This is a genomic window from Streptoverticillium olivoreticuli subsp. olivoreticuli (assembly GCF_003391135.1).
Taxonomy (GTDB): domain Bacteria; phylum Actinomycetota; class Actinomycetes; order Streptomycetales; family Streptomycetaceae; genus Streptomyces; species Streptomyces blastmyceticus.
This window is the reverse complement of the sequence record NZ_CP031455.1, coordinates 7,346,405-7,358,137: the sequence shown is the minus strand read 5'-3', so window position 1 is coordinate 7,358,137 and position 11,733 is coordinate 7,346,405. Positions and strand designations below refer to the sequence as shown.

Sequence of the window (11,733 nt, the reverse complement as noted above, 5' to 3'; positions counted from 1 at the left end):
CGGACCGAATAATCGTCCGCATGTTGGAACAACCGATGGCGGGATCACGGGACGGTCGAGTACACATCCTGTATGTGGGTCATTCTGCTGCTCGTCGCCTGGGCCGCGGCGTTCCTCACCTGCGGCCGTCTCTGTCTGGCCGCGGCGGCCGCCGGGCAGGCCCCGGAGCGCGCCCCGGACGGCGTCCGGCCACAGACGCTGACGCTCTACGAGGCGGCGTTCCTGGCCGGCGGCCCGCACCGGGTCACCGACCTCGCGCTGGTCACGATGGGCCGGCAGCACCGGCTGCTGCTGGCCCACACCGGCTGGGCGACGGTCGTCGACCCGGTGGGCCGCGACGAGCTGGAGCGCTCGGTGATCACCGCCATAGGGCCGGAGGGCCAGTCCCCGGTGCCCGCGGTGCGCACCGCGCACGCCGCCGCCGACGCCGTACGGGCGCTGGCCGACCGGCTGACCGCGGCGGGGCTCGCGGTGCCCGCCCCGGCCCGTACGCACATGTCCACCGCGGTCCAGCAGGTGCGGGCGGCCTGTCTGCTGATCCTGGTGACCGGTGCCACGGCCGTGCTGATGGCGCCGCCGGAGTCGCACCAGGGGCAGGTGGCGGCCTGGTTCTCGCTGCCGCTGCTGCTGACCGGCGCCTGCCTGGCGATCGCCCGGATCGAGATCCACCCCTATACGAGCTGGGCCTCGCCCGCGGGACAGGAGCTGTTGGGCCGGATCTCCACCGGGCTGCCCGGCCGGAGGCTGCGCGCGCCCCGCGGCGGCGCCGGTGACCCGGGCGACGACGCGGGCCTGCTGACCGCGCTCGCCATAAAGGGCCGCAGGGCCCTGGCCGACCCGGAGCTGCGCTCCGCCCTCTCGGCGACCCTGCGCGACCACCGCTACTGACCCTCCGCCGGACCGGCCGCTCCCTCCCGCCCCGCTGAGCCCATCGTGCCCAATGCGCCCGACACCGGGCGTGGGTGCTGTACTTCACCCACCACCGAACCAATTATCCCTTTTGTCGGATTAGTACCGCGAAGGGATGCCCAGTGAGATCAGCAGCCTTGTACGGAGCCCTCGGATCCCTGGTCCTCACCGCGCTCACGGCGGCCCCCGCACCGGCCGACGGCCTCGACCGGGCGAAGCCGCCCGGAGGCGGCGCCGAGGCCCGCGGGGTCGCCCTCGCCGCCCGGGACGCCGCCGCCAGGGGAATCCGCTTCGGCGCGTGCCCGGCCTCCGAGCAACTGCCGGCACCCGTGCAGTGCGGCACCGTCTCCGTCCCGCTGGACTACGCCCGCCCCGAGGGCAAGCACATCGGCCTCACCGTCAGCCGCGTCCGGTCCACCGGCACCCGCGCCGAGCGCCAGGGCTCGCTCGTCTACAACCCCGGCGGGCCGGGCGGCTCCGGCATGTTCTTCCCGCTGCTCAGCGCGGTCAGGCAGTGGCAGACGACGGCCAGGTCGTACGACTTCGTGGGCTACGCGCCCCGTGGCGTCGGCCGCTCCGCTCCGCTGTCCTGCGCCGACCCTGCACGCTTCACCAAGGCCCCCTCCCAGGCCCAGGAGCACCCCACGGCCGCGTACAAGAAGCAGCGGATCGCCGAGGCGAGGGCGTACGCGCAGGGCTGCGCGCGCCGGGCCGGGCGCGACCTGCCCCACTTCACCAGCCTCAACAACGCCCGCGACCTGGACGTCCTGCGCGCGGCGCTCGGCGACCGGAAGCTCAACTACATGGGGGCGTCGTACGGCACGTACTTCGGCGCGCTCTACGCCACGCTGTTCCCCGGACACGTGCGCCGGATGGTCTTCGACAGCGTGGTCGACCCGGACGGGCAGAAGATCTGGTACGAGAGCAACCTCGTCCAGTCCGCGGCCTTCGAGCGGCGCTGGAGTGACTGGCGGCGCTGGGTGGCCAGGCATGACGCGGTCTATCACCTGGGGCGCAGCCCGCAGCAGGTGGCCGCCGCCTACGAGCGGGCCCGGCAGCGGCTCGCCCGACGGGCCGCCGGCGGCAGGGTCGGCCCCGGGGAACTGCACTCGGCCTTCCTCCAGGTCGGCTACAGCGACAGCCACTGGGCCCGGAGCGCGGACGCGCTGGCCGCGTATCTGCGCGGTGACGACAGGGCGTTGCGCACCCTCGCGGCGCCCGACCCGGCGGCCGCGTGGGCGAGCGAGAACTCCAACGCCGTCTACACCGCGGTCGAGTGCAACGACTCCCCGTGGCCGCGCTCCTGGTCGGTGTGGGACCGGGACAACACCCGGCTCGCCCGCCGGGCGCCGTTCGAGACCTGGCAGAACGCCTGGATGAACCTGCCGTGCGCCTTCTGGACCGCGCACCAGCAGCGCCCGCTCGACGTCGGGGCGGAACGGCACGCGCTGCCACCGACGCTGCTGCTGGCCGCGGAACGGGACGCGGCGACGCCGTACGAGGGGGCGGTGGAGCTCCACCGGAGGCTGCCGGGCTCGTCGTTGGTCACCGAGCGGGGTTCGGGCACGCACGGGATCGCGTACGGGCCGAACGCGTGCGTCAACCGGCATGTGGAGACGTACCTGCTGACCGGCGCGGTGCCGTGGCGCGACGCGTTCTGCGCACCGCGCCAGGAGCCTGCGGCGACGGCAGGTGCGAAGACGGCGGGCGGCGCGGCGGGCTGAGGTCCGTTGCCGCCCCGAGTGCCGGGCGGGCGCGGATTCCTCCGGCCCGCCCGGCGATCGGGAAGCGTGAGCCCTACGCCAGGTCCGCCACGAGCTCGGCCACGGCCTTGCGGCGGCCCGTGTAGAACGGGACCTCCTCGCGGACGTGCATGCGGGCCTCGGACGCCCGCAGGTGGCGCATGAGGTCCACGATGCGGTAGAGGTCGTTCGCCTCGAAGGCGAGGATCCACTCGTAGTCGCCCAGCGAGAAGGACGCCACCGTGTTGGCCCGCACGTCGGGGTAGCCGCGCGCCATCTTGCCGTGGTCCGCGAGCATCCGGCGGCGGTCCTCGTCGGGCAGCAGGTACCAGTCGTAGCTGCGGACGAAGGGGTAGACGCTGACGTAGTCGCGCGGCGTCTCGTCGGCGAGGAACGCCGGGATGTGCGACTTGTTGAACTCCGCGGGGCGGTGCAGGGCCATGTTGGACCACACCGGCTCCAGCGCACGGCCGAACCGGGTGCGGCGGAAGCGGTTGTACGCGTCCTGGAGGGCGTCCGAGGTCTCGGAGTGCCACCAGATCATCACGTCGGCGTCGGCCCGCAGACCCGAGAGGTCGTAGGTGCCACGCACGGTGACGTCCTTCTCGGCGAGCTGCGCGAACAGCTCCTCCACCTCGTCGGCGTAGCCGGAGCGGTCCTGGGGCAGGACGTCGCGGAGCTTGAACACCGACCAGAGGGTGTAGCGGATGACCTCGTTGAGGTCCTTGGCCTTCTTGCCGGCGTTCGGGATCTTCTCGGGGGCGTCAGTCATGTCCCTATTGTCACTCGCCGCTCCCGGGGCCCGGAGCCAGGGGGGTCAAGGCCGCCAGGATCTCGTCGGCCGCCCGGTGCGCGCCGGCGATACAGGCCGGGATGCCCACGCCGTCGTAGGCGGCACCGCACACCCGCAGGCCCGGGAGGGCCGCGACGTGCTCGCGGATCCGGGCGACGCGGGCGAGGTGGCCGACCGGGTACTGCGGCAGACCGCCGTCCCACCGGTCGACCCTGGACTCCAGCGGGGCCGCGGACAGGCCGACGGCGTCACCGAGGTCCTTCAGCGACATGGCCACCAGCTCGGAGTCGTCGCGCTCCAGATCGGCCTCCTCCTCGAACCGGCCGATCGAGGTGCGCAGCACGAACGTCCCGGGACCGGCGTCCGCGACCCAGCCCCACTTGTTGCTCGCGAAGGTGGACGCCTTGATCTTCCGGCCGTCGACCGGCGGCACGAGGAAGCCGCTGCCGGCCGGCAGCCCCTCGGCGTCGGAGCGGCGGAAGGCCATGGTGACCAGGGCCATGGAGGCGTAACCCACGGTCGCGAGCTCCCCGGCCGCGGCGGGCGCCAGGGGGTCCAGGAGGCGGGTCGCGGCGGGCGCCGGGGTGGCGACGACGACCGCGTCGGCCGCGAGCCGTTCCGTGCCGAGGCCGACCCACCAGCCGTCGGCGTCGCGGCCGATCGCGCTCACCGGGGTGTCCGTGCGGATCTCGCCGCCCGCCGCGCGCACCGCGTCGGCGACCGCGAGCGGCAGCCGCCCGATCCCTCCGGCGATGCCCATGAAGACCGGCCCGGGCTGCTGCCGTCCGGCGGCCCGCCGCTGGGTCTCGCGCACGCCGTCGAGCAACGACCGGTGCGTACGGGCGAGTTCGAAGAGCTGCGGCACGGCGGCGCGCATCGAGATGCGGTACGGGTCGCCCGCGTAGACGCCGCCGAGCAGGGGCTCCACCAGCCGGTCCACGAGCTCGCGGCCCATGCGGTCCGCGACGTAGGCGCCGATGGCGACGTCGTCGCCGACCTCGGTGGGCGGCAGTTCGGCGTCCCGGGCCACCCGGGCGAGGCCCTCGTCCGAGAGCACTCCGGAGGCGGCCAGCGGGGCGAGGTCGCCGGGCACGCCCATCATGTGTCCCTTGGGCATCGGGCGCAGGCTGCCGCGCGTCCAGATGCCCGCCGTTGCGGTGGCCGGTGGCTGGAGGCGGTCCGCGAGGCCGACCGCGCGGGCCAGTTCGACCGCCTCGGGCCGCCGGGCCAGCATCGATTCGGCGCCCAGGTCGACGGGGACTCCGGCGATCGAGCCCGCGCGGAGCTTGCCGCCGAGCCGTCCGGACGCCTCCAGGAGCGTGACCCGAGCACCGCCCGTCACCAGCCGGTGGGCCGCCGCCAGACCGGAGATCCCGCCGCCGATGACCACCACGTGACGGCCCGGTCGCCGCCTGGGAATGTCGCTCATGCCCCCACTCTCTCAAACGCTCCGCCGGCGCCGGGGGCCCGGTCAGCCGATGGGCAGAGCGCGGTGCGCCGAGGCCGTGCGCAGGTCCGCCTCGATGCGGGCCGCGGTGTCGCGGAGCGCGGGCAGGGCGTCCCGGCGCAGGCCCTCGGCGGTTCCGCGGGAGGCGTGGGCGGCGACGTTGAGCGCGGCGACGACGCTCCCGCGGCCGTCCCTGACGGGCACCGCGATCGAGCACAGCCCTTCCTCCAGCTCCTGGTCGACGAGCGCGTACCCCTCCCGCGCCACCTCGGCGAGGAGGGCGGTGAGCTCGGCGGGGGACGTCACGGTGTACGGGGTCAGGGCCCGGGGCACGGGCCGCGCCCCGCCCCTGCCGGCCCCGGCGAGCAGCACCCGGCCCATGGAGGTGGCGTGTGCGGGGAAGCACGTGCCGATGGTGATGTCGACGCTCATGATGCGCACGGTGGGGACGCGCGCGACGTAGCGGATGTCGTCGCCGTCGAGCACCGCCATGGACGCCGACTCGCCGACGCGCCGGACGAGTTCACGCAGATGGGGCCGGACGAGGTCGGTGAACGTGAGCTCGCCGAGCGGGGCGTGGCCGAGGGCCAGGACGCTCGGGAGCGGCCGGAAGCGGCCGCCCTCCGCCGTGACGTGGCCCAGCGCGGTGAGGGTGAGGAGCGCGCGGCGGGCGGTGGCCCGTGCGAGCCCGGTGGCGGCGGCGAGCTCGGCGAGGGTGGCGCCCCGGTGGGGTGCCTCGCCCGCGACGCCGAAGGCCCGCAGGACGGCGAGCCCGCGGGCGAGCGACTGGAGGTAGGCGCTGCCGAGTTCGAGCTTGGCCGCGGGCGAGGGGTCCTCGGCGGGCGCGGCCCGGTGCCGGGTGCCGGGCGGTGCGGCCAGCGCCGCCTCCAGCGCGGGGAGCGCGGCCCGCAGCCGGGGCAGCGCCGTCTCCCGCAGCGAGTCCGCGGAGTGCCTGCCGGCGTGGCTGGTGACGGTGACGGCGCAGGCCGGGTGTCCGTCGGGGCCGCGCACGGGCACGGCCACGGCGACCAGGCCGGGTTCGGCGCCCTGGTCGTCGACGGCCCAGTCGACGGCCCGGCCGGCCGGGCCCGGCGGGGCGGCGGCGAGGACGGCACCGGCCGCGCAGCGGTCGCCGGGGAGGAGGTCGCCGATCCGGACGGTGAGGGAGACGGCCCGGGGCCGTCCGCAGCGGGCGACGACGCGGACGCCCCCGGCGTCGGCCACCCCGACCGAGACGGGCTCGTCCAGCCCGGCGGCCAGCCGTTCGATGTGCGGGCCGAGTGCGGCGGGCACCCCGCTCGCCGTGAGATAGGCGTTGCCGAGCTCCATCAGCCCCACGGCGAGGCCGACGTCACGGCCCTCGAACCGTACGTGGCCGAGGTGTTCGAGCGTGGCGAGGACGCGGTCGACGACGGAGCGGGAGAGGCCGGTGGTGCGGGCGAGGTCGGCGGGGCGCACCCGGGATGTGGCGTCGTGCTCGGCGAGGGCGCGCAGCACCGCGAGTCCGCGCACGAGCGGGCCCGTGCCGGGAGGGCCGGCGGTGATCGGTGCGGGGCCGTTGACAGCGGATGGCGGCGGCCCGAGACTCGGCATGAGTTCGATTATGAACGAAAGTTCACTGGGCGAACGCCCCTGGGAGCGCCGAGGAGCAGCCATGAACGACCGGGTCCGGGATGTGTTCGTCGTGGATGCCGTGCGCACCCCGGTCGGCAAGTACGGCGGCGCTCTCGCCTCCGTGCGCCCCGACGACCTCGCGGCGCACGTCGTGCGGGCCGTGGTCGGCCGCTCGCCCGGCCTTGACCCGGCCCGCGTCGACGACGTGGTGCTCGGCAACGCCAACGGCGCCGGTGAGGAGAACCGCGACGTGGCCCGCATGGCGGTGCTGCTGGCCGGGCTGCCGGTGTCCGTGCCGGGGGTGACGGTCAACCGGCTGTGCGCCTCCGGTCTCGAGGCGGTGGTGCAGGCGTACCGCGCCATCGCGCTCGGGGACGCGTCGGTGGTGGTCGCGGGCGGCGTGGAGTCGATGAGCCGGGCCCCGTTCGTGCTGCCCAAGCCCGAACGGGCCTTTCCTGTCGGCCACCAGGAGCTGTTCTCCACGACCCTGGGCTGGCGGATGACCAATCCGGCCATGCCCCGGCGGTGGACGACCCCGCTGGGCGAGGGCGCCGAGCTGATCGCCGACAAGCACGGCATCTCCCGGGAGCGGCAGGACGCCTTCGCGCTCGCCAGCCACCGGAAGGCGGCGCGGGCGTGGAAGGAAGGCGCGTACGACGCCGAGGTCGTGCCGCTGCCGGATGTGGTGCTGCCGCGTGACGAGACCATCCGGGACAACACCTCCGCCGAGGCGCTCGCCCGGCTCGCGCCCGCCTTCCGCAAGGAGAACGGCACGGTCACCGCGGGCAACTCCTCGCCGCTGAACGACGGCGCGGCGGCCCTGCTGCTGTGCGACGAGCAGGGCTTGCGGGAGACGGGCCGGGAGCCGCTGGCGCGCGTGCGGGCCTCGGCCGTCACGGGCATCGAGCCGGATCTGTACGGGCTCGGGCCGGTCGAGGCGGTGCGGCGGGTCCTCGCCAAGGCGGGCCGCGCGTTCGCCGACGTGACGCACTTCGAGCTCAACGAGGCGTACGCGGCGCAGGTGCTGGGGTGCTTCGCGGAGTGGCCGGAGCTCGATCCCGGTGTGGTCAACCCGCGCGGCGGGGCGATCGCGATCGGCCATCCTCTGGGGTGCTCCGGCGCCCGGCTGGTGGGGTCGGTCGCCCATCAGCTGGCGGCCGCGGGCACGGGCGTGGGACTGGCGGCGCTGTGCATCGGGGTGGGCCAGGGGCAGGCGCTGGTCCTCGAACGCTGAGCCCGCCCCTGGCCGGGAATCACCCACGGGCGGAACCGGTCCGACCGGGCGGCCGACAGGCAGGGATCACCCGTGATCCCGCGGGGTAGGGGTTGCCCATGGCATCAGAACCCCTCCAGGAACAACTGAGCCGCCCGATACCCGACTTCACCGACCCGCCGGCCGCAGCCCCCGCGAACGGCGCGCCCGCGTACGACCTCGCCCCCTACCGGGGCCTGCCGCTGCGGCAGCCCGCCCGGCCTCCCGTCCCCGTCCTCGGACCCGGCGCCGTCGAGCTGACCGGCCCCGTCTTCGGACCGGCCGACGTCGGCCCGCTGGACTCCGACCTGACCCGGCAGCACCGCGGCGAGCCACTGGGCGAGCGCATCACCGTCTCCGGCCGGGTCCTGGACCGCCACGGCCGTCCGGTGCGCGGCCAGCTCGTGGAGGTGTGGCAGGCCAACGCGGCCGGCCGCTACACGCACCGCGCCGACCGGCACGCCGCGCCCCTGGACCCGAACTTCACCGGTACGGGCCGCTGCCTCACCGACGGCGAGGGCCGCTACCACTTCACCACCGTCCGCCCCGGCGCCTACCCCTGGAACCACCACCGCAACGCCTGGCGCCCGCCGCACCTGCACTTCTCCCTCTTCGGGACGGCGTTCGCCCAGCGCCTCGTCACGCAGATGTACTTCCCGGGCGACCCGCTGGTGCCGTACGACGCGCTGTGGCGCGCCATCGGCGACCCCGTCGCGAGGGCCCGGGTGATCGCCGCCTACGACCCCGCTCGCAACGTCCCGGAGTGGTCGCTCGGCTACCGCTGGGACATCGTCCTGGACGGCCCCGCCGCCACCCCGGCCGAGGGGGGCCGCTGATGTCGCTGCCCGTCACGCCCTCGCAGACCATCGGCCCGTTCTACGGCGAGGCGCTGCCGGTGCCGGGCGGCGGCGAACCCGCGCCCGCCGGGCACCCGGACACCGTCACCTTGCACGGGCGGGTGTACGACGGCGGGGGCACGCCCGTGCCCGACGCGCTGCTGGAGTTCTGGCAGGCGGCCCCGGACGGCTCGCTCGCGGGCGCGCCCGGCAGTCTGGCCCGCGACGGCGTCACCTTCACGGGCTTCGCCCGTGTGCCCACCGGCAGGGACGGCCGTTACGTCCTGCGGACGCTGCCGCCCGGCGGTGCGCCGTTCCTGTCCCTGTGCGTTTTCGCGCCCGGCCTGAGCCGGCATCTGTTCACCCGGGTCTACTTCGCCCTCCCGGAGGACGACCCCCTGCTCCCGGCCCTCCCGGCCGGGCGCCGGGCGACGCTCCTGGCGACGGAGGATCCGGGGACGCACCGGGGGTACCGCTTCGACGTACACCTGAGCGGCGAACGGGAAACGGTCTTCCTGGAGTTCCCCTGCGCCGGGCGTACGGAAGAATCGCGCCCGTCCGGGAGTTGAGGACACGAGGGCAGGCGAGAGGGGACACAGTGGCCGCGAACACGCGCATGGTGGTCATCGGAGGCGACGCCGCCGGCATGTCGGCCGCCTCACGGGCCCGGCGGTACCGGCACCCCGACGACCTGGAGATCACCGCCTTCGAGCGCGGCCACTTCACCTCCTTCTCCGCCTGCGGCATCCCCTACTGGGCGGGCGGGGAGGTCGACGGCCCGGACGCCCTGATCGCCCGTACGGCCGAGGAGCACCGCGGACGCGGCATCGACCTGCGGATGCGCACCGAGGTGACCGAGATCGACCTGGCGGGGCAGCGCGTGCGGGCCCGCGGCCTGGAGAGCGGCACGGACCGCTGGCACGGCTTCGACCACCTGGTCGTGGCGACGGGCGCCCGGCCGGTGCGGCCGCCCCTGGACGGCATCGACGCCCCCGGCGTGTACGGCGTGCAGACCCTGGACGACGGGCAGGCCCTCATCGACGGACTCGCCGGGACGGACGGCCGCCGGGCCGTGGTCATCGGCGCCGGGTACATCGGCGTGGAGATGGCGGAAGCGCTCGTACGCCGCGGCTTCCAGGTGACCGTGGTCGACCGTTCCGCGCAGCCGATGACGACGCTCGACCCGGACATGGGCGCGCTGGTGCACGAGGCGATGTGCGGGATGGGCATCGAGGTGGTGACGGGGGCCGAGGTCACCGGGATCGTCACCGGCCCGGACGGCCGGGTGGCCGCGGTCGCGACCACGGCGAAGGAGTTCCCGGCGGACGTGGTCGTGCTGGGCCTGGGCGTACGCCCCGGGACGGCGCTCGCCGAGGCGGCCGGGCTCCCCCTCGGCGAGTCGGGCGGGCTGCTGACGGACCTCGCGATGCGGGTGCGCGGCCACGGGAACGTCTGGGCGGGCGGCGACTGCGTGGAGGTGCTGGACCTCGTCTCCGGCCGCACCCGGCACATCGCCCTCGGCACGCACGCGAACAAGCACGGCCAGGTCATCGGCACCAATATCGGCGGCGGCTACGCCACGTTCCCCGGGGTGGTGGGCACGGCCGTCAGCAAGGTGTGCGACCTGGAGATCGCCCGCACGGGCCTGCTGGAGGCGCAGGCGACGGCGGTGGGCCTGCGCTTCGTGACGGCCACGATCGAGTCGACCAGCCGCGCGGGCTACTACCCCGGCGCGCGCCCCATGCGTGTGAAGATGCTGGCCGAGCGCGGTACGGGGCGGCTGCTCGGGGTGCAGATCGTCGGCCGGGAGGGCGCGGCGAAGCGGGTGGACGTGGCGGCGGTCGCCCTGACCGCCCGGATGACGGTGGATCAGATGACGGCGCTGGACCTGGGGTACGCGCCGCCGTTCTCGCCGGTGTGGGATCCGGTGCTCGTCGCCGCGCGCAAGGCCGCTTCCGCGGTGCGGGACGCGGGGGCGTAGCTCCTCCGCGTCCCGGGCCCCGGGGCTAGCGGGCCGTCTGCTCGTGGACGAATTCCACGAGGCGGGTCAGGGCGTCCGGGTCCGTCGTCGGCAGGACTCCGTGGCCCAGGTTGAAGACGTGGCCCTCCAGGTCGCGGGCCGCGGTGAGGACCTCGCGGGTCTTGGTCTCGACCGCCTCGCGGCCGGCGAAGAGGACCGCCGGGTCCAGGTTGCCCTGGAGCGCCTTGCCGGGGCCGACGCGGCGCGCGGCCTCGTCCATGGGGATCCGCCAGTCGACGCCGACGACGTCCGCGCCGGCCTCGCCCATGAGGCCGAGCAGCTCGCCCGTGCCGACACCGAAGTGGATGCGCGGCACGCCGAGGCCGGCGACGGCGTCGAAGACCTTGACGGAGGAGGGCATGACCGAGCGGCGGTAGTCCGCGGGGGCGAGCGCGCCGACCCAGGAGTCGAAGAGCTGCACGGCCGAGGCGCCCGCGGCGATCTGCACCTTCAGGAAGGAGGCGGTGATGTCCGCGAGCCGGTCGAGGAGGTCGGCCCACAGCTCGGGGTCGCCGTACATGAGCGCCTTGGTGTGCTCGTGGTTGCGCGAGGGCCCGCCCTCGACCAGATAGCTGGCCAGGGTGAAGGGCGCCCCGGCGAAGCCGATGAGCGGGGTGGCGCCGAGCTCGGCGGTGAGCATGCCGATGGCCTCGGTGACGTAGGGCACGTCGGAGGCGTCGAGCGGGCGCAGCCGCTCCAGGTCGGCGCGGGTGCGGATCGGCTCGGCGACGACCGGGCCGACGCCGGGCTTGATGTCCAGGTCGATCCCGATGGCCTTCAGCGGGACGACGATGTCGCTGAAGAAGATCGCGGCGTCGACGTTGTGGCGCCGGACCGGCTGGAGGGTGATCTCGGTGACGAGGTCGGGCCGCATGCAGGAATCGAGCATGGGGATGCCCTCACGGAGCTTGCGGTACTCCGGCAGCGAGCGCCCCGCCTGGCGCATGAACCAGACCGGTGTATGCGGCACCGGCTCGCGTCGGCACGCCCTCAGGAAGGCCGAGTCGTACGCCGCGGTGCGGCCGGTCTGCTGCTGGCTGGCGGGCTGGCTGGGCTCCCTGCGCTCACTCATGCCCCAAATCTTCGCACGGGCCGAACGAGTGACCCGCCCATGTGGGTG

At 74.9% G+C, this 11,733-nt stretch carries 10 protein-coding genes; 6 read left to right on the top strand and 4 right to left on the bottom strand.

Features of this window, described 5'->3' with window-relative positions; genetic code table 11:
- Positions 1-72: 72 nt before the first annotated feature.
- Together DXZ73_RS31930 and DXZ73_RS31925 are read left to right on the top strand one after the other, a co-directional pair.
- Positions 73-888, top strand: coding sequence for a TIGR04222 domain-containing membrane protein (locus DXZ73_RS31930; protein ID WP_116214443.1), 816 nt, complete (start codon positions 73-75; stop codon positions 886-888).
- Positions 889-1,031: 143 nt separating this feature from the next.
- On the top strand, positions 1,032-2,633 hold the full coding sequence (locus tag DXZ73_RS31925; protein ID WP_116214442.1) for an alpha/beta hydrolase: 1,602 nt from the start codon (positions 1,032-1,034) through the stop codon (positions 2,631-2,633).
- A 73-nt stretch (positions 2,634-2,706) separates the two neighbouring features.
- Here DXZ73_RS31925 and hemQ read toward each other — a convergent pair whose 3' ends face one another.
- The 3 genes from hemQ to DXZ73_RS31910 are packed head-to-tail and all read right to left on the bottom strand — an operon-like array spanning position 2,707 to position 6,484.
- Positions 2,707-3,423 carry a hydrogen peroxide-dependent heme synthase gene (gene hemQ, locus DXZ73_RS31920; RefSeq protein WP_116214441.1) on the bottom strand — a complete coding sequence of 239 codons (717 nt, stop codon included), beginning with the start codon at positions 3,421-3,423 and terminating at the stop codon, positions 2,707-2,709.
- A gap of 10 nt (positions 3,424-3,433) precedes the next feature.
- Positions 3,434-4,873: a protoporphyrinogen oxidase gene (gene hemG, locus DXZ73_RS31915; RefSeq protein ID WP_116214440.1), complete on the bottom strand. Its 1,440-nt coding sequence runs from the start codon at positions 4,871-4,873 to the stop codon at positions 3,434-3,436.
- A 42-nt stretch (positions 4,874-4,915) separates the two neighbouring features.
- Complete coding sequence (locus DXZ73_RS31910; RefSeq protein ID WP_116214439.1) at positions 4,916-6,484, bottom strand: IclR family transcriptional regulator domain-containing protein; 1,569 nt, start codon at positions 6,482-6,484, stop codon at positions 4,916-4,918.
- 61 nt (positions 6,485-6,545) lie between these two features.
- On the opposite strand from DXZ73_RS31910, the gene DXZ73_RS31905 reads away from it, so the two are divergent.
- The 4 genes from DXZ73_RS31905 to DXZ73_RS31890 all read left to right on the top strand — a co-directional run bounded on the left by DXZ73_RS31905 (position 6,546) and on the right by DXZ73_RS31890 (position 10,574).
- On the top strand, positions 6,546-7,739 hold the full coding sequence (locus DXZ73_RS31905) for a thiolase family protein (protein ID WP_116214438.1): 1,194 nt from the start codon (positions 6,546-6,548) through the stop codon (positions 7,737-7,739).
- A gap of 98 nt (positions 7,740-7,837) precedes the next feature.
- The gene (pcaH, locus tag DXZ73_RS31900) at positions 7,838-8,593 is read left to right on the top strand and encodes a protocatechuate 3,4-dioxygenase subunit beta (protein ID WP_116214437.1); all 756 of its coding nucleotides are present in this window, start codon (positions 7,838-7,840) and stop codon (positions 8,591-8,593) included.
- Positions 8,593-9,162, top strand: a complete 570-nt coding sequence (pcaG, locus tag DXZ73_RS31895) for a protocatechuate 3,4-dioxygenase subunit alpha (RefSeq protein ID WP_116214436.1) — start codon at positions 8,593-8,595, stop codon at positions 9,160-9,162. The genes pcaH and pcaG overlap by 1 nt, the downstream gene beginning before the upstream one ends.
- Positions 9,163-9,209: 47 nt before the next feature.
- Complete coding sequence (locus DXZ73_RS31890; RefSeq protein WP_116216001.1) at positions 9,210-10,574, top strand: FAD-dependent oxidoreductase; 1,365 nt, start codon at positions 9,210-9,212, stop codon at positions 10,572-10,574.
- A 25-nt stretch (positions 10,575-10,599) separates the two neighbouring features.
- Here the strand turns inward: DXZ73_RS31890 and hemE are convergent, their stop codons facing one another.
- Positions 10,600-11,685, bottom strand: coding sequence for a uroporphyrinogen decarboxylase (hemE, locus tag DXZ73_RS31885; protein WP_116214435.1), 1,086 nt, complete (start codon positions 11,683-11,685; stop codon positions 10,600-10,602).
- Positions 11,686-11,733: the final 48 nt, after the last annotated feature.

Excerpts from the sequence above, each read along its gene's own strand:
- pcaH (WP_116214437.1), top strand. The coding sequence starts at position 7,838 with ATGGCATCAGAACCCCTCCAGGAACAACTGAGCCGCCCGATACCCGAC.
- DXZ73_RS31905 (WP_116214438.1), top strand. The coding sequence starts at position 6,546 with ATGAACGACCGGGTCCGGGATGTGTTCGTCGTGGATGCCGTGCGCACC.
- DXZ73_RS31910 (WP_116214439.1), bottom strand. The coding sequence starts at position 6,484 with ATGCCGAGTCTCGGGCCGCCGCCATCCGCTGTCAACGGCCCCGCACCG.
- DXZ73_RS31890 (WP_116216001.1), top strand. The coding sequence starts at position 9,210 with ATGGTGGTCATCGGAGGCGACGCCGCCGGCATGTCGGCCGCCTCACGG.
- hemQ (WP_116214441.1), bottom strand. The coding sequence starts at position 3,423 with ATGACTGACGCCCCCGAGAAGATCCCGAACGCCGGCAAGAAGGCCAAG.
- hemE (WP_116214435.1), bottom strand. The coding sequence starts at position 11,685 with ATGAGTGAGCGCAGGGAGCCCAGCCAGCCCGCCAGCCAGCAGCAGACC.
- pcaG (WP_116214436.1), top strand. The coding sequence starts at position 8,593 with ATGTCGCTGCCCGTCACGCCCTCGCAGACCATCGGCCCGTTCTACGGC.
- DXZ73_RS31930 (WP_116214443.1), top strand. The coding sequence starts at position 73 with ATGTGGGTCATTCTGCTGCTCGTCGCCTGGGCCGCGGCGTTCCTCACC.
- hemG (WP_116214440.1), bottom strand. The coding sequence starts at position 4,873 with ATGAGCGACATTCCCAGGCGGCGACCGGGCCGTCACGTGGTGGTCATC.